General features: G+C 41.4%; 18 protein-coding genes. 16 read left to right on the plus strand and 2 right to left on the minus strand.

Features of this window, described 5'->3' with window-relative positions:
* The first annotated feature begins 89 nt into the window (after positions 1 to 89).
* The 6 genes from rnr (at position 90) to rplI (ending at position 5,115) form a co-directional block, all read left to right on the plus strand.
* Positions 90 to 2,579, plus strand: a complete 2,490-nt coding sequence (gene rnr, locus QQJ93_RS01025) for a ribonuclease R (protein WP_089124582.1) — start codon at positions 90 to 92, stop codon at positions 2,577 to 2,579.
* A 70-nt stretch (positions 2,580 to 2,649) separates the two neighbouring features.
* On the plus strand, positions 2,650 to 3,399 hold the full coding sequence (gene rlmB, locus QQJ93_RS01030) for a 23S rRNA (guanosine(2251)-2'-O)-methyltransferase RlmB (protein WP_089124581.1): 750 nt from the start codon (positions 2,650 to 2,652) through the stop codon (positions 3,397 to 3,399).
* 288 nt (positions 3,400 to 3,687) lie between these two features.
* Entirely contained in the window at positions 3,688 to 4,071 is a 384-nt protein-coding gene (rpsF, locus tag QQJ93_RS01035) for a 30S ribosomal protein S6 (protein ID WP_089124580.1), read from the plus strand.
* Positions 4,072 to 4,077: 6 nt separating this feature from the next.
* Positions 4,078 to 4,380 (plus strand): primosomal replication protein N, encoded by a 303-nt coding sequence (priB, locus tag QQJ93_RS01040; RefSeq protein WP_089124579.1) that lies wholly within the window; start codon positions 4,078 to 4,080, stop codon positions 4,378 to 4,380.
* A gap of 16 nt (positions 4,381 to 4,396) precedes the next feature.
* Positions 4,397 to 4,624 carry a 30S ribosomal protein S18 gene (gene rpsR, locus QQJ93_RS01045; RefSeq protein ID WP_000090472.1) on the plus strand — a complete coding sequence of 76 codons (228 nt, stop codon included), beginning with the start codon at positions 4,397 to 4,399 and terminating at the stop codon, positions 4,622 to 4,624.
* Positions 4,625 to 4,662: 38 nt separating this feature from the next.
* Positions 4,663 to 5,115: a 50S ribosomal protein L9 gene (gene rplI, locus QQJ93_RS01050; protein WP_089124578.1), complete on the plus strand. Its 453-nt coding sequence runs from the start codon at positions 4,663 to 4,665 to the stop codon at positions 5,113 to 5,115.
* A 124-nt stretch (positions 5,116 to 5,239) separates the two neighbouring features.
* Here the strand turns inward: rplI and QQJ93_RS01055 are convergent, their stop codons facing one another.
* Positions 5,240 to 6,430 (minus strand): DUF481 domain-containing protein, encoded by a 1,191-nt coding sequence (locus tag QQJ93_RS01055; RefSeq protein ID WP_284186012.1) that lies wholly within the window; start codon positions 6,428 to 6,430, stop codon positions 5,240 to 5,242.
* Positions 6,431 to 6,588: 158 nt separating this feature from the next.
* On the opposite strand from QQJ93_RS01055, the gene QQJ93_RS01060 reads away from it, so the two are divergent.
* The 4 genes from QQJ93_RS01060 to pgi all read left to right on the plus strand — a co-directional run bounded on the left by QQJ93_RS01060 (position 6,589) and on the right by pgi (position 12,726).
* Positions 6,589 to 7,983: a replicative DNA helicase gene (locus QQJ93_RS01060; RefSeq protein ID WP_089124576.1), complete on the plus strand. Its 1,395-nt coding sequence runs from the start codon at positions 6,589 to 6,591 to the stop codon at positions 7,981 to 7,983.
* 85 nt (positions 7,984 to 8,068) lie between these two features.
* The gene (alr, locus tag QQJ93_RS01065) at positions 8,069 to 9,154 is read left to right on the plus strand and encodes an alanine racemase (RefSeq protein WP_089124575.1); all 1,086 of its coding nucleotides are present in this window, start codon (positions 8,069 to 8,071) and stop codon (positions 9,152 to 9,154) included.
* A 343-nt stretch (positions 9,155 to 9,497) separates the two neighbouring features.
* Positions 9,498 to 10,808 (plus strand): BamA/TamA family outer membrane protein, encoded by a 1,311-nt coding sequence (locus QQJ93_RS01070; protein ID WP_284186013.1) that lies wholly within the window; start codon positions 9,498 to 9,500, stop codon positions 10,806 to 10,808.
* Positions 10,809 to 11,073: 265 nt separating this feature from the next.
* Positions 11,074 to 12,726 (plus strand): glucose-6-phosphate isomerase, encoded by a 1,653-nt coding sequence (pgi, locus tag QQJ93_RS01075; protein WP_089124574.1) that lies wholly within the window; start codon positions 11,074 to 11,076, stop codon positions 12,724 to 12,726.
* 110 nt (positions 12,727 to 12,836) lie between these two features.
* Here the strand turns inward: pgi and zur are convergent, their stop codons facing one another.
* Positions 12,837 to 13,295 (minus strand): zinc uptake transcriptional repressor Zur, encoded by a 459-nt coding sequence (gene zur / locus QQJ93_RS01080; protein ID WP_284186014.1) that lies wholly within the window; start codon positions 13,293 to 13,295, stop codon positions 12,837 to 12,839.
* Between the two features lie 93 nt (positions 13,296 to 13,388).
* On the opposite strand from zur, the gene dusA reads away from it, so the two are divergent.
* The 6 genes from dusA (at position 13,389) to QQJ93_RS01110 (ending at position 19,627) form a co-directional block, all read left to right on the plus strand.
* Positions 13,389 to 14,375, plus strand: coding sequence for a tRNA dihydrouridine(20/20a) synthase DusA (gene dusA, locus QQJ93_RS01085; RefSeq protein WP_089124572.1), 987 nt, complete (start codon positions 13,389 to 13,391; stop codon positions 14,373 to 14,375).
* A 176-nt stretch (positions 14,376 to 14,551) separates the two neighbouring features.
* Positions 14,552 to 14,764: an envelope stress response protein PspG gene (locus tag QQJ93_RS01090; RefSeq protein ID WP_027695412.1), complete on the plus strand. Its 213-nt coding sequence runs from the start codon at positions 14,552 to 14,554 to the stop codon at positions 14,762 to 14,764.
* Between the two features lie 102 nt (positions 14,765 to 14,866).
* Positions 14,867 to 15,097, plus strand: a complete 231-nt coding sequence (locus QQJ93_RS01095; protein ID WP_089124571.1) for a hypothetical protein — start codon at positions 14,867 to 14,869, stop codon at positions 15,095 to 15,097.
* 216 nt (positions 15,098 to 15,313) lie between these two features.
* Complete coding sequence (locus tag QQJ93_RS01100) at positions 15,314 to 17,125, plus strand: assimilatory sulfite reductase (NADPH) flavoprotein subunit (RefSeq protein WP_089124570.1); 1,812 nt, start codon at positions 15,314 to 15,316, stop codon at positions 17,123 to 17,125.
* Positions 17,125 to 18,852: an assimilatory sulfite reductase (NADPH) hemoprotein subunit gene (cysI, locus tag QQJ93_RS01105; RefSeq protein ID WP_089124569.1), complete on the plus strand. Its 1,728-nt coding sequence runs from the start codon at positions 17,125 to 17,127 to the stop codon at positions 18,850 to 18,852. Before QQJ93_RS01100 ends, cysI begins: the two co-directional genes overlap by 1 nt.
* Positions 18,845 to 19,627, plus strand: a complete 783-nt coding sequence (locus tag QQJ93_RS01110) for a phosphoadenylyl-sulfate reductase (protein ID WP_089124568.1) — start codon at positions 18,845 to 18,847, stop codon at positions 19,625 to 19,627. Before cysI ends, QQJ93_RS01110 begins: the two co-directional genes overlap by 8 nt.
* The last annotated feature ends 424 nt before the right edge of the window (positions 19,628 to 20,051 follow it).

A 20,051-nucleotide genomic window follows, 5' to 3' on the forward strand; every position in this document is an offset into this window, starting at 1 on the left:
TATAAGAAGATATTTAAACGATTCCTGTAGGTTAACGCCTCACTCAGATATACTAATCATTACACTTTGCGCACATAAGCAGGTTTGTCATGTCCGAACGTACCCATATTGATCCTTTCGCAGATCGTGAATCCGAAAAATACGAAAATCCAATCCCGAGTCGAGAGTTCATTCTTGATTTCTTAAAGCAAGCAAATATGCCAATGAATCGTAATGATTTATTTGAAGCTCTTAACTTAAAAGGTGAGGATGAATATGAAGGTTTACGTCGTCGCTTGAGAGCGATGGAGCGAGATGGTGAGTTAATATTTACTCGTCGTCAATGCTATGCCTTACCAGAAAAAATCGATTTAATTAAAGGCACAGTAATTGGGCATCGTGACGGTTTTGGTTGGGTTCGCCCAGAAGGTAGCGTAGGTAAAGATAATGATGTTCTGCTCCCTCATCACCAAATGCGTACTGTGATCCATGGCGATTATGTTCTTGTTCAGCCTAATGGTGAAGATAAACGTGGTCGCAAAGAGGGACGCTTAGTTCGAATTCTTGAAGCACGTAAAACCAATCTTGTCGGTCGTTTCTTTTTAGAAGATGGTCATGCTTTTGTGGTGCCAGATGATTCGCGTATTAGCCAAGATATTTTGATTCCTGATGAGTTTCGTGAAGGGGCTCGTATGGGAAATGTAGTGGTCGTTGAATTGACTGCACGAGCAACACGTTCTCGCGGCATGATGGGTAAGATTGTTGAAGTACTCGGTGAAAACATGGCACCGGGTATGGAAATTCAAATTGCGATCCATACACACCAAATTCCCGATCAGTGGCCAGTTGCCGTTGAAAAGCAAGTTGAGCACCTTGGTGAAGAAGTGCCAGAAGAAGCCAAAGAAGGTCGAGTGGATTTGCGTGACTTACCACTTGTTACTATTGATGGTGAAGATGCTCGTGACTTTGATGATGCAGTGTACTGCCAGGCGAAAAAAGGCGGTGGTTGGCGCTTATGGGTAGCCATTGCCGATGTGAGTTATTATGTTCGTCCTAATACTGCGCTAGACAAAGAAGCAATTAATCGAGGTAACTCAGTATACTTCCCTTCGCAAGTAGTACCTATGCTACCTGAAGTGTTGTCGAATGGTTTATGTTCGCTAAACCCACAAGTTGACCGTTTATGTATGGTATGTGAAATGACCATTTCGGCTTCGGGTAAGCTTTCAGGCTATAAACATTATGAAGCGGTGATGAATTCACATGCTCGTCTAACCTATAATAAAGTATCGGATATATTGGATGGTAATGAAGAACTTCGTACTCGTTATCATGCTCTGGTTCCGGACTTAGAAGAATTGCACAAAATGTATAATGTGCTAAAAGTGGCGCGTGAAAATCGTGGGGCGATTGAATTTGAAACCACCGAAACCAAATTTATCTTTAATGAATTGCGCAAAATTGACCGTATTGAGCCTGTAGTACGTAATGATGCGCATAAGATCATTGAAGAATGTATGATTTTAGCCAATATTGCATCGGCCTCTTTTGTTGAAAAAGCCAAAGAGCCTGCATTATACCGTGTACACGACACTCCAGGTGAAGAGCGATTAACGGGCTTTAGAGACTTCTTGGGCGAGCTAGGTTTGAACTTAACCGGTGGACTAGAGCCGACTCCAACTGACTATGCGCAATTGATAAAAGCGATTGGTGAGCGCCCAGATAAAGAGCTTATTCAAACCATGTTGTTACGCTCAATGAAGCAAGCAGTTTATAATGCGGAAAATGGTGGCCACTTTGGCTTAGCATTACAGCGTTATGCTCACTTTACTTCACCTATTCGTCGTTATCCTGATTTACTACTTCATCGTGCGATTAAATATTTAATTGCAAAGAATGAAGGTGTGAATACTGACCGCTGGACACCAACAGGTGGCTATCATTACAGTTTTGATGATATGGATTTTTACGGTGAGCAATGCTCAATGACCGAGCGTCGTGCGGATGATGCAACGCGTGATGTATCTGATTGGTTGAAATGTGAATACATGCAAGACCATGTCGGTGAAGAGCTAGATGGGGTGATTGCCAATGTGACTGGTTTTGGTTTCTTTGTTCGATTGAGCGATCTACATATTGATGGGTTGGTACATATCTCATCACTAGCCAACGATTATTATCAATTTGATCCATTAGGTCAGCGCCTAATTGGTGAAAGTTCAGGTGTGATATACCGATTAGGTGATTCTGTTAAGGTGAAGGTACTCGCTGTGAATCTTGATGATCGTCAAATCGATTTTGAAGTGGTCGGCACTGAGCGCCAGCCTCGCGGTAAAGGTAAGACAGCTAAGAAGCGTGCTGCCAATGCGGATAAAAAGGCATCATCTCAAAAGAAACAAGCCGTAAAGGCGAATAAATCTGGTCAGAAAGCGAAGCCTTTAGTGGAGCCAACTAAGCGACCAGATGGAAGTTTAGATAAACCGAAAAAGAAAAAAGCTCGTAAGCCGAAAGGAGCAGCTGCCGGAAAACCAGGAACGAAGCCTAAGCGTAGTAAGCCATCGGCATCTAAGCGCGCTAAAATGAAACAACAAAATTCTTAAGTTTAATGGTTCTTTGAATAACAAAGAGCCGCATTAATAACTACGGGTGGTAACACCCTCAAGGTAAACAATGAGTAACGAATTTATTTTTGGCATTCACGCCATTAACGCTGTATTAGATAAAGACCCAGCTCGCCTAGTGGAAGCCTTTGTTCTTAAAGGTCGTGAAGATGACCGTTTGATGCCGGTCATTAACCAACTACAGAAGTTTGGTGTATCAGTACAACAAATGGGGCGTAAAGCGCTTGATGACAAAGCGCAAGGGGCTAATCACCAAGGTATTATTGCCAAAGTAAAACCAGCTAAGCAATTAAATGAACATCATCTCGATGATATTATCACGGCGTGCCAAGCCAAAGGTGAACAACCTTTACTGTTAGTTTTAGATGGCGTTACTGACCCGCATAATCTAGGCGCTTGTCTACGTAATGCTGATGCAGCAGGTGTTGCCGCGGTAATTGTACCAAAAGATAAATCCGCACCTTTGACGGGGACAGTGAGTAAAGTGGCTTGTGGTGCAGCAGAGACGGTTCCATTTGTTCGAGTGACCAATCTTGCCCGCACCATGAGAGCTCTCCAAGAAAAAGGCATCTGGTTTGTCGGAACTGCTGGTGAAGCGACTCATGATATCTACCAAGCAAAACTGACTGGCCCGCTGGCAATTGTCATGGGCGCAGAGGGTGACGGTATGCGCCGTTTAACTCGTGAAACGTGTGATGATTTAATTAAGATCCCAATGGCAGGCAGTGTTTCAAGTTTAAATGTCTCAGTGGCTACTGGGGTATGCTTGTTTGAAGCTGTACGTCAGCGTTTAGGCTAAAGCCAGAAGCGAGAGCCGAAAAGCGGTCTCGAGTTTCATGTTGCGAGTTGCGTGTAAAAGATTAAAGCGAAGCGCACTCGCATCCGGCAGCAATCTTTTGCTCTTGCTCTTCCCCGCAACTCGAAGCGAAGCGCACTTGCATCTCGCAACAATCTTTTTCCTTGCCTATTTTATCGACGTCTTATACAATTCGCCGTCCTGAAATCTCGGTCTTTTATATTTTTCGTTCCTTGTTTCCTCCGGATGACCGAGCCAATGTGGAAACTAATAATCCGTAAGGAGCAACCTATGCGTCATTACGAAATCGTATTCATGGTGCACCCTGATCAAAGCGAGCAAGTTGCTGGCATGATCGAGCGTTACACTGGTTCTATCACTGAAGCTGGCGGTACTATCCACCGTCTAGAAGATTGGGGTCGTCGTCAAATGGCTTACCCAATCAATAAACTTCACAAAGCTCACTATGTTCTTATGAACGTAGAAGCTGGCCAAGAAGTGATTGACGAGCTAGAAACTGCTTTCCGTTTTAACGATGCAGTTCTACGTAACATGATCATGCGCACTAAATCTGCAGTAACTGAACAATCAATCATGATGAAAGCACGTGAAGAACGCGCTCCTCGTCGTGAAGAGCGTTCTGAAGCTAAGTCAGAAGAAGCAGCAGCTGAGTAATCATTGATGACCAATCGATTGGAGTTAAGCGGCACTGTCGTTAAAGCTCCGGTTAGAAGCCTAAGTCCTGCCGGCATCGCTCATTGCCACTTTAGTATTGAGCACCGTTCGACAGTCCAAGAAGCGAATTTACCGAGACAAGTTTATTGTCGTATGCAAGTAGTCGTGAGTGGGCAAAGGTCACAAGAATTAACTCAACATTTAGTTTTAGGTAGTCACATCAAGGTAAGTGGTTTTGTCGCTTATCACACCGGCCGAAATGGTTTGGGGAAATTGGTGTTACATGCCGACAACATTACTCAAATTTAAGATCAGGAGATAGCCCATGGCTCGTTTCTTCCGTCGTCGTAAATTCTGCCGTTTCACTGCAGAAGGCGTACAAGAGATTGATTACAAAGACGTAGCAACTCTTAAAAACTACATCACTGAAGCTGGTAAAATTGTACCTAGCCGCATCACTGGCACAAGTGCTAAATATCAGCGTCAACTAGCTCGCGCTATCAAGCGTTCTCGCTACCTAGCACTTCTTCCATACACTGACAAGCATCAGTAATTGGCAGCAGTTTAATTAAGTTTAAGAGGACTAAGATAATGCAAGTTATTCTACTTGATAAAATCGGTAACCTAGGCAACCTTGGCGACCAAGTTAACGTTAAATCTGGTTACGCTCGTAACTTCCTTATCCCACAGGGTAAAGCAGTTATGGCTACTAAAGCTAACGTTGAAGTTTTCGAAGCACGTCGCGCTGAACTAGAAGCTAAAGTTGCTGAGCAACTAGCTGCTGCTCAAGCTCGCGCTGAGAAAGTTAACGCACTAGAAGCTGTTGTTGTTGCTTCTAAAGCGGGTGACGAAGGTAAACTATTTGGTTCTATCGGTACTCGTGATATCGCTGATGCAGTTACTGCAGCTGGCGTTGAGATCGTTAAGAGCGAAGTTCGTCTTCCTGAAGGCGCACTACGTACAACTGGCGAGTTTGAAATTAGCATCCAACTTCACTCTGAAGTATTTGCTGAAGTTAAACTTCAAGTTGTTGCTGCTGACTAATAATCAGTATCAAAGCGTAATAAAGAAACCGGCCTAGTGTCGGTTTTTTTATGTCTAAATTTTATGATATTTAAAATTGGTATGAGTAGAGCTTATTTAGTTGGCTAGAGACTCACTAGTGACATTACTTTGGTGAGTACAATATATTGATGGTTAATATGGTATCTGTTTTCTCTAGGTTATTAGGTACTCGGCTTAGGTGTTCTATGCTTTGTGATATTTTCAAAGCAATATCTTCGGTTATATCGTTAATAATACTAATTTCAGTATCAAAGCGAGTATTGCTTGAACCACTGACCATCGTGCCATCAAAATTAAATGAGGTTCTATCGAGCGGCTTCCAGTTAAGGATTAAGCTTGCACGAACAATCGGCTCGTTAACATTGTCAGGAAATATTGGATCGTCATCATCGATTTCATCGGTATTGGGCTCTTGATAACGATAACCTGGGCCAAGTTCTGTCTCTACTTTTAGCGTTTCGGTGTTGGTGACTTGATAACCCAAACCAGTTGAAACGGTATAATCATGAAAGTATGAACTGTATTTTGAATCTATACCTTTAAAGTTGCCATAGATATAGAATTTAGGGCTGATTTTATAGTCACTTTGTAATTGATAGGTTTGTTCACGCTCATCTTCTTCACCATCTTCATTTTTTAGATAGATTTTTATTTCACCACTATTACGTAAGCGGCCACTGATATGTGACAATGATAGGCGTGCATTTAAAGCTCGCTCATCTTCATTGCCTTGTTCTGAGCGGTAACCAAACTCTATTTCAGGTAACCAGGTTGAACTACCAACAGAACTGGATTCTGTGGAGGAGGATTTTTTCGTTGTATTTAGTGTTTCACTGACGGCTTTTTTATCCGTACCCGTGCTTGGTTTTTCTACTTTTTCTTTTCCTTTCCCTTCATCAAGAAGTTCAGCAATAAGATCTTCATCTATGCCATCATCTTCTGAGTCTGTTACTTGCTCGCTTGATTGTGTTGACGGACTAGTAGGAGCATTATCTGCGGTATCGGTTGTTGGTTCGAATGTGATTTTTTCTGATTCGCCATCAACAACTTTTATATCTTCAACTGAATCTACATTTTGATTTGTTTCAGATGTAGTTGAGTTCACCTGCTGAGTAGTCTCAGAGGAGGGCGTTATGGTTTGAGTATCATCCTTGGGGTCAATTTCGGAATTGTTTGTTACCACGTTATTACTACCTGTCACATCATTTTCTGATGATTGACTTGGTAATGTGTCCTCACAATAAACTTGGCTGCTTATAATTAAACACAATAGTGGTAATAATCGATTTTGCACTAAGCGCGATACCTCAATAAAATAATAGCCGATGATAATAAAGGATATCGGCATTTTGCCGTCATCATAACGTTAAAATTTTTTTTATTCGATAGTGTGATTACAAATCGACACACTCAGTTATAATAGTCGACTTCATTTCGCAAGTAAGTGGTCCCATGGCAGAAAATAAACCTCGCAAAATCGTAGACGCTCAAGTCGATGCTCTTAAAGTTCCTCCTCATTCACTTGAGGCTGAACAGTCTGTACTCGGTGGTCTTTTGCTTGATAATGAACGCTGGGATGCCATTGCTGGCAAGGTGGTAGAAAAAGATTTTTATAGTCGACCACATCGCCTTATTTTTGCTGCAATCAAAGCAATTTTAGAAAACAGCCAACCACTCGATCTTATCACTTTATCTGAGCACCTCGAACAGCGAGAAGAACTGGAATCTGTAGGCGGTTTCGCTTATTTGGCCGATCTCGCTAAAAATACGCCTAGTGCTGCCAATATTAATGCTTATGCAGATATTGTGTGTGAGCGTGCCTTAGTTCGTAATCTTATCGGCATTGCGAATGAAATTGCCGATGCTGGTTATGATCCTCAAGGGCGTAGTTCGGCTGACCTACTTGATATGGCAGAAAGTAAAGTGTTTGCCATTGCTGAAGAGCGCACCACAGAAAGTGAAGGCCCTCAAGGGGTCGATAATATCCTAGAAAAAACCCTTGAGCGAATTGAAGAATTATACAAATCACCACAAGATGGGGTGACCGGGGTATCAACGGGCTTTACTGATCTCAATAAGAAAACGGCAGGCTTGCAAGGCTCGGATTTAATCATTGTCGCGGCACGTCCTTCGATGGGTAAAACCACTTTTGCGATGAACCTTTGTGAAAATGCGGCGATGGATCAAGAAAAGCCGGTTCTGATTTTTTCACTAGAGATGCCCGCCGAACAGTTAATGATGCGTATGCTAGCTTCATTGTCACGAGTTGACCAAACTAAGATCCGTACCGGTCAATTGGATGATGAAGATTGGGCACGTATCTCATCGACCATGGGTATTCTGATGCAGAAGAAGAATATGTATATCGATGATAGTTCGGGCTTAACGCCAACCGATTTACGTTCTCGTGCACGCCGAATTGCTCGTGAAACGGGCGGTTTATCGATGATCATGGTCGATTACCTTCAGTTGATGCGTGTACCGGGTCTGCAAGATAACCGTACTTTGGAAATTTCAGAGATTTCTCGTTCTCTTAAAGCGCTGGCTAAAGAATTAAATGTTCCAGTCGTTGCTCTATCTCAGCTTAACCGTTCTTTGGAGCAACGTGCTGATAAACGCCCAATTAACTCGGACTTACGTGAATCTGGGGCGATTGAGCAAGATGCCGACTTGATTATGTTTATCTATCGTGATGAGGTTTACCATCCAGATAGCGCATTAAAAGGTATCGCTGAAATTATTATTGGTAAACAGCGTAACGGCCCAATCGGCTCAGTACGACTTACTTTCCAAGGCCAATTTTCTCGTTTTGATAATTACGCTGGCCCGGCTTTTGACGATGAATAAATAACTGAGTCAGCTGGCTTTTATTAGTCAGCTTGATTTTTTATTTCCAATCCCCCCCCTTCTTGCATCTCAAGGACACACTGAAATGAAGCCAACTTTGGCCGCGACTGCCAAGATAGATTTAGCGGCATTGCGCTACAACTTGGAGCAAATTAAGCTCAAGGTACCGAATAGTCAAATCACTTCAATTGTCAAAGCCAATGGGTATGGCCATGGTGCGGTTACTGTCGCATTAACGTTAGAGTCATTGTCTAATAATTTTGGTGTAGCGAGAATTGAAGAGGCTTTAGAGTTAAGGCAAGCAGGGATAAATAAGTCGATTTTATTGCTGGAAGGCTTTTATGCCGATTCCGATCTGCCTATCTTAGAAGCTAATAACTTTCATACTGCGCTACATTGTGAAGAGCAATTAGTTGCATTAGAACAGGCAACATTAGCTTCTCCTATTCACGTATGGCTGAAAATTGATACTGGAATGCATCGACTAGGTGTGCGGCCTGAAGATCTTAATTCCTTTATTGAGCGTCTTCATGCTTGCCCGAATGTTGTGAAACCACTGCGTTTTATCAGCCATTTTGGTTGTGCTGATGAGCTTGATAATCCGGCTACTATGCAACAAATCACCTTATTTACCCAATTAGCTGAACTGGAATGCGAGCGTTCCATTGCTGCTTCATCGGGTATTTTAGCGTGGCCAGATAGCCATTTAGAATGGGTCAGACCAGGGATTATTTTGTATGGTGTTTCGCCTTTTGAAAATCAAACCGCTGAGTCTTTAGGCTTTAAACCTGCCATGACCTTAACCTCTCAATTAATTGCTGTGCGAGATGTCAAAGCTGGAGAGAGTGTTGGATATGGCGCGACTTGGACTGCTCAACAAGATACTAAAGTAGGTGTGATTGCGATGGGCTATGGTGATGGCTATCCACGCACCGCGCCCAATGGTACACCTGTATTGATTAATGGACGTCGAGTATCGTTGGTTGGACGAGTCTCTATGGACATGTTGACCGTTGATCTTGGCAACGACACCCAAGATCAAGTGGGCGATGAAGCGATTTTGTGGGGGAATGGATTGCCAGCAGAAGAAGTGGCTCATCATGTTGGTACGATTGCTTATGAGCTAGTGACCAAATTAACTGGACGTGTAGCGATACTTTATTCTGAATAACTATACCCAAGTAACTTCAAGATGCGAGTTTCAGCAAGATTAAAACAAGTTTTAGGCAAGGTAAATTGAATATGATCATAGTGATTCTATCTCTATTTAATTTAACGCCGCATAAAGCTTGTTTTAACTTGCCCTTCGGGAGCTTCATCCAAGCCTCTTCTTTTTTATAATAGAAAGGCTGCGTCAGATTCATTTGAAAGGTGATTACATTCCTGCACGAANAAAAGGTGATTACATTCCTGCACGAATCTTTCTTGTTTAAAGACTTGGATGACAGCTCTGAATTCTGCATTTTGAAGTCACTTGGGTATATAATCGAACGATGAAAAAGAGAATGCCATTTATGCAGGGAAATGCGCGACAGTTATTGAGTAGTCTGTTTTGTTATGGATTATTGACGTTATATTCCGTTAATAGTCATGCTGAACCGAATATTCAATTGTCTCAACCAGCAGAGCAAAACGCTGACGTTGAACAATCTGAAACCTCTAAATCTACATCTGATACTAGTGAGGGCAAGGATGACTCTTGGTATTCCGATTTTAAAGTCGTGCCATTTGGTTTTATTTCCGACTCAATTGGTAACTCTATTGGGGCTGCCGGGTTACTTAAAGGCGTAGGCCAACCTCAAGCTGCATTGCTAGGGGTGGCGTTTGTTTCAGATAAAGGCAGTTATGTTACTTATTTAGGTGGTTATAACTATCAATTAAGTGATCGTTGGTTGGTGGATTCTGATGCCTATATTGCTCAGTTTAAAGACTATAATTATTACCTAGGGGATGCGACTAATAATGATTCGGAGTTTAATGACTATATTGAAACGGATGGTCAGGAGTCTCGAATTCAAGCTAAGTTTCGTTATGTTTTGCCTTTAGGGCAGGGCAAAAAAGATGCAGCAAAAGCCAGTTATTTGCCTTACCGCAAACTCACAGGAATGACACCGTGGGATAGTGGTGTTACTACTCTTGGTGTTTCGCCTTTTTATAAAACCCGCAAGCTAGATGATATTGACTATGATGAAGCCGACTCTACGTGGGGGGCGATTTTTAGTCTTGATTGGGATAACAGAGACAGTACTCGTAATACTACTCAAGGTTCTCGTACTGTATTTAATTACACCTATGCGCCTGATTTAGGTAATGACGAATCATGGAGCACTTGGGAATTTCAAAATAGTCAGTACTTTGATATCGGGGCTCTTGGTAACTTATTTAACAAACAAGTCATCGCTTTTGACTTTTACACTGCGGGCACTCCAACTTGGGAGCAAGGTTCTGATGGTGAACATCGACCACCTGAATATGCCGGAGTGCGCTTAGGTGGCCTATACCGTCAACGTGGTTTTTCTTCTGGTCGATTCACCGGCCGCGCGGCAATTAACTATAGTTTAGAGTATCGAGTGATGCCGGATTGGCAGCCATTACAAAACTGGCCTGTATTTGATTGGTACAAAGTGCCGTGGTGGCAGTGGGTACTGTTTACTGATGTTGGTCGAGTGGCCGATGAGTATGATGTATCAGAGCTCCATGAAAATATGCAAGTGAGTTACGGTGGGGCGGTACGTTTTCAAGTCGAAGGTGTGGTGGTTCGTGCTGAAATGGCATGGGGCGATGAAGAAAGTATGTTCCGTGTAATGGTCAATCAGCCGTTTTAGAATGGTTATTTCATTGAAATTGTTATTTGTTGATTTCTTTAGTCATCACTTTTATTTAAACTGACATAACGCAATATAGATCACATAAATCGCTGCGATAATTATACCTAAGTGACTTCAATAGCAGTGTAAGAAATTTTAAGTTGAGCCTATTAATTCGGCTAAGCTTGTTTTGTATCGGGGTAGGCAATTAACGATCACGTTTTTAATAAACACGACCGTTTTTTGTTCTGAATAAATCCAATAGACTTATCGGGAATGAGTAATGTTGAAAAATATCAATCCAACCACAACGGTAGCGTGGAAAGCGCTAACTGAGCATTTTGAATCAGCACAAGATATGGAACTGGCTGCTTTATTCGCTCAAGATGCTGATCGTTTTAATCAATTTTCTGCAACATTTGGCTCCGACATTTTAGTCGACTACTCTAAAAACTTGTTGGATAAAGAAACCTTCACTCATTTATTTGCCCTTGCAGAGCAAACTGAACTTAAAGCAGCGATTCAAGCCATGTTTGCTGGCGATAAGATCAACCAAACTGAAGGTCGCGCCGTTTTACATACGGCTTTACGTAATCGTAGCAATACGCCTGTTATGGTAGATGGTGAAGATGTGATGCCTGGCGTAAACGCTGTGCTTGCGAAAATGGAAAGCTTTACTAACCGTATTGTATCGGGTGAGTGGAAAGGGTATACCGGCAAACAAATTACTGATGTAGTGAATATCGGTATTGGTGGTTCTGATCTTGGCCCTTACATGGTGTCAGAAGCATTGGCCGCTTATAAAACGCGTTTGAACATGCACTTTGTTTCTAACGTTGATGGCACTCATATTGCTGAAACTCTAAAGAGCTTAAACCCAGAAACGACCTTGTTCCTAGTGGCATCAAAAACCTTTACGACGCAAGAAACCATGACTAATGCACACAGTGCGCGTGACTGGTTCTTAGCGACCGCACAAGATTCTGCGCATGTTGCTAAACACTTCGCGGCGCTTTCTACTAATGCAAAATCAGTAGAAGAGTTCGGTATTGATACTGACAACATGTTTGAATTCTGGGATTGGGTTGGTGGTCGTTATTCTTTATGGTCTGCAATCGGTCTTTCTATTTGTTTAGCGGTTGGCTTTGATAACTTTATTGAGTTATTGGAAGGTGCCCATGAGATGGATAAGCATTTTGCTAATACTGAATTTGAAAGCAACATTCCTGTGATCTTGGCGTTGATTGGTATTTGGTACAACAACTTCCATGGCGCAGAATCAGAAGCCATTCTGCCTTACGATCAGTACCTACACCGTTTTGCTGCTTACTTCCAACAAGGTAACATGGAATCAAACGGTAAATATGTTGACCGTAATGGTGATGCTGTAGATTACCAAACAGGCCCAATCATTTGGGGTGAGCCAGGTACGAATGGTCAGCATGCGTTCTATCAGTTGATCCACCAAGGCACTAAGTTGATCCCATGTGACTTCATTGCGCCTGCAATCAGCCATAATCAAGTAAGCGATCATCATCAGAAATTGATGTCTAATTTCTTTGCTCAAACCGAGGCTTTAGCATTTGGTAAATCAAAAACACAAGTTGAAGCGGAATTTGCAGCAGCAGGTAAATCTGCTGAAGAAGTGAAAGATTTGGTGAACTTTAAAGTGTTTGAAGGTAATCGCCCAACCAACTCTATCCTTGTTAAGCAAATTACGCCTAAAACACTAGGTAGCTTAATTGCGATGTATGAGCATAAGATTTTTGTTCAAGGCGTGATTTGGAATATCTTCAGTTTCGACCAATGGGGTGTGGAGCTTGGTAAGCAACTTGCTAACCAAATATTACCTGAATTAGCGGACAGTAATGCAGTAGATTCGCATGATAGTTCAACTAACGGTTTGATTAATGCCTTCAAAGCATTTAAAGCTTAAGCGATTAACTAAAACGTAAGTGATTTACATACTAATATGAAAAAAGAGAAGCTCAAATTGGGCTTCTCTTTTTTTATGTGCAAATTTTGCCATGAAGGATAATGAGGGTGCTAGCTAGATTGACAGTTTTGGCAAACTCCATGTGTTTCGATGACATGGTTAGTGAGTTTAAATCCATGCTGAGCTATATTTTTGGTCAGCAATTCAACTAAGGCTTTATCTTGAAGTTCACTAACATCACCACATTGATCACAAATCAATAAATGCGAAAAGTGTTTATTATTGCCATGGCAATCCTGTTCATCAAAAAAACAGCATGATACGAAGCTATTGGTTGATTCCACTCGATGAATAAATCCCTGATCAAGCAAGAACTCTAATGCTCGGTAGACAGTCGGCGGTTTTGCTTGAGGTTCAGTTTGTTTGAGTTTATCGAGTAACTCATACGCAGTTGAAGAGCCTTTTTGTTGCCAAATCAATTCAAGCACTTGTTGGCGTTGTGAGGTGAGGCGAACTCCTCGTTGTTGGCAAAGGTCCGTTACTTGTTGGATCAAACGTTTATTCAAAATCTGTTAACCTTAATTTTCATTGGTGTACGCCTTTACTGCCTATGGTAAAATATTTGGCCAAATAAGTCAGAGATATTTATCCCATATACCATTATGAATAATTACCCAATGCAACGCTTTTCTATTGCCCCGATGCTCGATTGGACTGATCGCCACTGTCGTTACTTCCATCGCTTATTATCTGAGCATACATTGTTATACACCGAAATGGTTACGACCGGTGCGATTATTCATGGAAAAGGGGATTTTCTGCAATTTAGCCAGCAAGAGCATCCGGTGGCCTTGCAACTTGGTGGTTCAAACCCTGTTGATTTAGCTCATTGCGCGAAGCTTGCAGAGGAGCGTGGTTATGATGAGGTAAACTTAAATGTAGGTTGCCCATCTGACCGAGTTCAAAATGGAAAGTTTGGTGCTTGCTTAATGGCAGAACCTGAGCTGGTGGCTGACTGCATGGCAGCGATGCGAGAAGTGGTGAATATTCCTGTTACGGTAAAAACGCGTATTGGTATTGATGATCAAGATTCCTATGAATTTTTAACCCGCTTTATTGCTATGGTGAGTGAAAAGGGCGGCGTTGATCAATTTACCATCCATGCTCGTAAAGCGTGGTTAAGTGGATTAAGTCCCAAAGAGAACCGTGAAATTCCAGAGTTGGACTACCCTCGCACCTACCAACTTAAGCAAGATTTTCCTGATTTAACTATTGCGATTAATGGTGGCGTGAAAACCATTGAGGATTCATTAACTCATTTAGAGCATCTTGACGGTGTGATGGTTGGGCGTGAAGCTTATCAAAATCCTTATTTGTTAGCCGAAGTCGATCAGAAAATATTTGGCAGTGATAGGCCAATTAAGAAACGTCGTCAGGTAGTACAAGAAATGTTGCCTTATATTGAACAAGAAATGGCGGCCGGTGCTAGCCTAGGTCATATCACTCGTCACATGCTAGGTTTATTCCAAGCAATGCCTGGCGCCCGTCAATGGCGACGTTATATTAGTGAAAATGCGCATAAGTCGGGTGCTGGTATTGAAGTCGTTGAAGCTGCACTAGCCAAAATTCCTGCAGAATTAGACGTTTAATCTCATTTCCAAAGTGGCGGATTTGGCCTTTTATTGGTTAAATCCGCTTTTTTATTATCTTGTCTTTTCCCTCCTTCTTTAAGTTGCTGAATCTTAAGTCTTTATGTTTGATTAAACTTGGCGCGTAATCTGCATAGTTAGGTGCAATATCTGATTTTGATTAAATAGGACCATTTATGTTTGAACTGCTTTGTATTCTCGTTTTTATCGGCATGTTGATGTTCACGGGTGTAACCATGGTGACTTTCTTTATCGCTTTAGCGGCTGCACTCGTGTTTGCCTTTATCGTAAGTATGGTAGGGGCGGTGATAAAACTACTGCCTTGGATCATTGTCGCGTTGATAGGTTTGTATATTTATAAACACTACAATAAGCCAAGCTCTTATTAATTTTTTGACAGGAGGAGGGTAATTTAGCTGTCAAACTAGCAAGTTCTGAAATTTGCGCCATGATTAATAGTGAGCATTGTGAGTGACATGGAAGGGCACATCATGACCGTGACAGAACTTCGCCGCTTATATCAAGATAAGCAGTTGATTGAAGCGATTATTGAATCCTCAACAGAAGAGGAGAGTTGGATTGTTGAGTTTCGCCATAATCGTGGTGGTTTAGTTTTATTGACCGATGAACATGGCAAAGAGTGTCATTATCAAGATGTTGATGAAGCTTCCCGTTCGGCTTTAGATGTTGGCTTTAAACAGGTACGTATAGCGAATAAATAGTAATTTAAAAACAGTAGGCTAATGGCTGCTTTTCCCTATCTCTTATTTTTCTTCTCAATTCTTATGTCCAAAAAGTTATAAAACATACTTATCAATTCTTTCTCGACATTCATCATAATCGTTAATCTATTGTCATGAAGCAATCATATTGTATCCCTAGATGTTCCCTTTAAACCGAGAACATTTGAGATTATAAAAAAGATAGGATGTCGTGACATGTTACTTAAGGATCTTTCTGCTTTGGCAAGTCCGCTTAATGATCAGCAAATTGGTCAACTGCAGCAGGCTATGTCGGAGCTATCACCACAACAGCTTGCCTGGGTAAGTGGTTATTTCTGGGGGTTAAGCCAAACAGGGTCATCATCAAATGATGCTCCTTCATCCCAATTATCCGTGGCAGCAGAGCCAGCTGGAAAACTCACTATCATTTATGCCTCACAAACCGGTAATGCAAAAGGTGTGGCTGAAGCGTTAAAAAATGAAGCGGATGCGAATGGTATTGCTGTAGATTTATTTGATGCTAGTGATTACAAAGGTAAGAATCTTGCTAAAGAAACCCATCTCATTATTGTTGCCTCAACCAATGGTGAAGGGGAAGCTCCAGATAATGCGATTGAGTTGCATGAATTTCTGCAATCGAAAAAAGCACCTAAATTAGATAACCTAAAATATGCTGTTATTGCATTAGGTGATTCTAGCTATGAGTTTTTCTGCCAAACGGGTAAAGATTTCGATAGTTATTTAAGCAAGCTTGGTGCAACGGCTTTCCTTGATCGCCTAGACTGTGATGTTGATTATGAAGCGCCAGCTAGTGAGTGGCGTAAACAAGCATTAGAAAAAGTAAAAGAAACACTATCTGCTAGCGATGCACAAGTTGTGCAATTACCTGTAGGGCAAAGTGCACATGTTGAAAGCCCTTGGAATAAGCAAACCCCTTACACTGCTAGTTTACTAACTAGCCAAAAAATTACAGGGCGTGATTCAGGTAAAGACGTTCGACATATTGAAATTGATCTTGAAGGCTCAGGTATCACTTATCAACCTGGTGATGCTCTAGGTGTATGGTATGAAAATAGCTCAAATCTCGTTTCAGCGATTTTAGAGCAAGTTGGTTTATCTGGAATAGAAAGCATTGAACTGGATGGTGAAAGTATTTCTATTCATAGCGCATTAGTTAATAAGTTTGAAATTACCGCATCTAACCCACAACTTGTTACAAAGTACGCAGAACTATCAGGTAGTAAGAAGCTACAAAGGCTGGTGGAAGATAAAGATAAACTGCGTGAATATGCAGGTAATACCCAGATTATTGATGTTTTAAAAGAAAAGAAGACCAAACTGACTGCGGAAGAACTCGCTAGTCTATTCCGAAAGTTAACCCCACGACTGTATTCTATCGCTTCTAGCCAAGCAGAGGTTGAAGATGAAGTGCACTTAACAGTAGGTCTGGTTGAATATCAACAAGGTGAAGAAACTCGTTATGGTGGGGCTTCTCATTATCTGACTCATCGTTTGGAGGAAGGGGATAATGTTAAAGTATTCGTTGAACACAATAATAACTTTAAGTTACCACAAGACGATAATACTCCTGTGATCATGATCGGTCCAGGGACGGGTATAGCACCATTCCGGAGCTTTATTCAGGAAAGAGAAGCACGAGATGCTGAAGGTAAAAATTGGTTATTTTTTGGTGACCGTACCTTTACTCAAGATTTCTTATATCAAGTTGAATGGCAAAAGTATTTGAAATCAGGTGTGTTAACAAAATTAGATGTGGCCTTTAGTCGAGATCAGGCTGAGAAAGTATATGTGCAAGATCGAATTTTAGAAAATGCTGCTGAAGTATGGCAATGGTTACAGCAAGGTGCGTATCTCTATGTATGTGGTGATGCGAATCGCATGGCTAAAGATGTTCATGAAGCATTAATTTCAGTTGCTGAAGATCAAGGAAAATTAGGTCGAGAACAAGCAGAAGCTTTTGTTAATGACCTACGCAAAGCAAAACGTTATCAAAGGGATGTGTACTAATGAGCATGAAAGAACAAGTTGTATTAGGCGAAGTATTAGGTCCACTTTCTGATGGTGAGCGTTTAAAAGCTGAAAGTAATTTTTTACGTGGGACGATTGAAGAAGATCTACAAAACCCAATTACTGGTGCAGTGACAGGCGATAATTTCACATTGATTCGTTTTCACGGTATGTACTTACAAGATGATCGTGACATTCGCGCTGAGCGAGCCAAGCAAAAACTTGAGCCGCTACATACTTTGATGGTTCGTGCGCGTCTACCGGCTGGTGTGATCACTCCAACCCAATGGCTTGGTGTTGATAAGTGGGCAGATGAGCATACTTTATATGGCAGTATTCGTTTAACGACGCGTCAAACCTTTCAATATCATGGCATTTTAAAGCCTAATATTAAAAAGGTTCATAAAGCACTTAACTCTATTGGTATTGATTCGATTGGTACCGCTGCAGATATGAATCGAAATGTACTATGTACGGCGAATCCATATCAATCCGAAGTACACCAAGAAGCGTATGAGTGGTCAAAGAGGATTAGTGAACACTTTTTGCCACATGCTCGAGGCTATGCGGAAGTTTGGTTGGATGCAGAAAAAATCGATAGTACCGTTCAAGAAGAAGAGCCTATTTTAGGTCGCACCTACTTGCCACGTAAATTTAAAACTACTATTGCGATTCCACCACTGAACGATGTTGATGTTCATGCTAATGATTTGAACTTTGTGGCAATTGAAGAAAACGGTAAGTTAATTGGCTTTAACGTTCTGGTAGGTGGTGGTCTTGCTATGACTCATGGGGATACTTCTACCTATCCTCGTCGTGCTGATGACTTTGGTTTTATTCCAGTCGGTCAGACTTTAGCGTTTGCGGAAGCAGTAGTAACGACGCAACGTGATTGGGGTAACCGTTCTAACCGTAAAAATGCTAAAACAAAATATACGCTAGACCGTGTTGGTGTTGATGTATTTAAAGCGGAAGTTGAAAAACGCGCTGGGAGTAAATTTGAACCAAGTCGTCCTTATGAATTTACTGAGCGTGGTGATCGCATTGGTTGGTCTGAAGGTATTGACGGTAAACACTACTTGTCTCTATTTATAGAGAATGGTCGTATTTTAGATTATCCAGGAAAAACACTTAAGACAGGTATGGCTGAACTGGCTAAAGTTCATAAAGGCGACTTCCGTATTACAGCAAATCAAAACTTAATTGTGGCAGGCGTAGCTGCAGATCAAAAAGAGCTGATAGAAAGTATTGCTGTAGCGCATGGTCTAATGGATGCTTCTACGAGTGAGCAGCGTAAAAACTCAATGGCGTGTGTGGCATTTCCAACTTGTCCATTAGCGATGGCTGAGGCAGAACGTTTTCTTCCTTCTTTTGTTACGGAAGTGGAAGGCATTCTAGCAAAGCATCAGCTACCGAAAGAAGAAAACATTATTTTACGTGTAACAGGTTGCCCTAATGGGTGTGGGCGAGCAATGTTGGCTGAGATTGGTTTAGTCGGTAAAGCGCCTGGTCGCTACAACCTACATTTAGGTGGTAACCGTAGTGGTACTCGTGTTCCTAAGATGTATAAAGAGAACATTACGGATAAACAAATTCTACAAGATATAGATGAGTTGGTGTCTCGCTGGTCTAAAGAACGTAAAGAAAAAGAAGCGTTCGGTGATTTCGTGATTCGTGTTGGTATTATAGAAGAGGTCGTGATCTCTAAGAGGGACTTCCATGCTTAGTACACAAGAAAAGAGTTTATATATAGAAGAACTCGTTAACCTTAATAAAGTAGAGCAAAGTTTAATACTTGCAGAGATTAATGCTCAACTTGAAGATATGACGGCTCAACAAAGAATTCTGTGGGCTTTAGAAAACTTGCAAGGTGAGTTTGCTGTATCTTCAAGTTTTGGTATTCAAGCGGCAGTCATGTTGCATTTGGCAACGGAAGCGAAATCAGATATTCCCGTCATATTGACAGATACAGGATATCTATTTCCAGAGACGTATCGATTCATAGATGAGTTAAAAGAGAAGCTAAATCTTAATTTACAAGTTTTTCGAGCAGAACAGAGTCCCAATTGGCAGGAAGCTTCTTATGGTAAGCTTTGGGAGCAGGGTGTCGAGGGCATCGAAAAGTACAATAAGATAAATAAAGTAGAGCCAATGCGACGTGCATTAAAAGAGCTCAATGTTTCTACTTGGTTTTCTGGATTGAGACGTGAACAATCTAATACACGTAATGGACTACCTATTCTTGCTGTACAAAATGGTGTTTTTAAATTTTTACCGATCATAGATTGGAGTAATAAAGAAATACATCAATATTTAGAAAAGCATGGCTTGTCTTATCACCCACTATGGGAGGAAGGTTATCTTTCTGTTGGAGATACCCACACAACTCGTAAATGGGAACCGGGAATGACAGAAGAAGAAACTCGATTCTTTGGTCTGAAACGAGAGTGTGGTCTCCATGAAGATGATCCTGAGCAACAACAAGATGGCTCCGGAATATAAAATCTAACCTTTATAATGTTATTTATATATAAAGACGAGGCTATACACTGCGGTGATAGCCTCTTTTATATTTAGAATGGTAGCTGAATTTTACTTATTTTGTGGATAACTTGTTATTAAGGTTAGAGTAAAGTTGTATAAATAAGTCTTTGGATGGAAAGTGACCATCTAAGCTATATTTTTAAAGTTTTTGAAAGAAAAGGGTTGCCAATGTGATTTGGATCTCTATAATGCGACCTCACTGACACGGAGCACACAGCCTAACGGCAGCAACGAGTTAGAGGTCAAAACCTTCTCAAAAGGTTTGCGAAAAAAGTTTTAAAAAAGTGTTTGACACGAACTTTTAAATCGCTAAAATGGCCGCCCTGTTCAACGAGACGCGCTAAGCGCTTTCAATAAGAACAACGCTCTTTAACAATTTAAA

The sequence above is a fragment of the Vibrio algivorus genome, assembly GCF_030161215.1.
GTDB lineage: Bacteria > Pseudomonadota > Gammaproteobacteria > Enterobacterales > Vibrionaceae > Vibrio > Vibrio algivorus.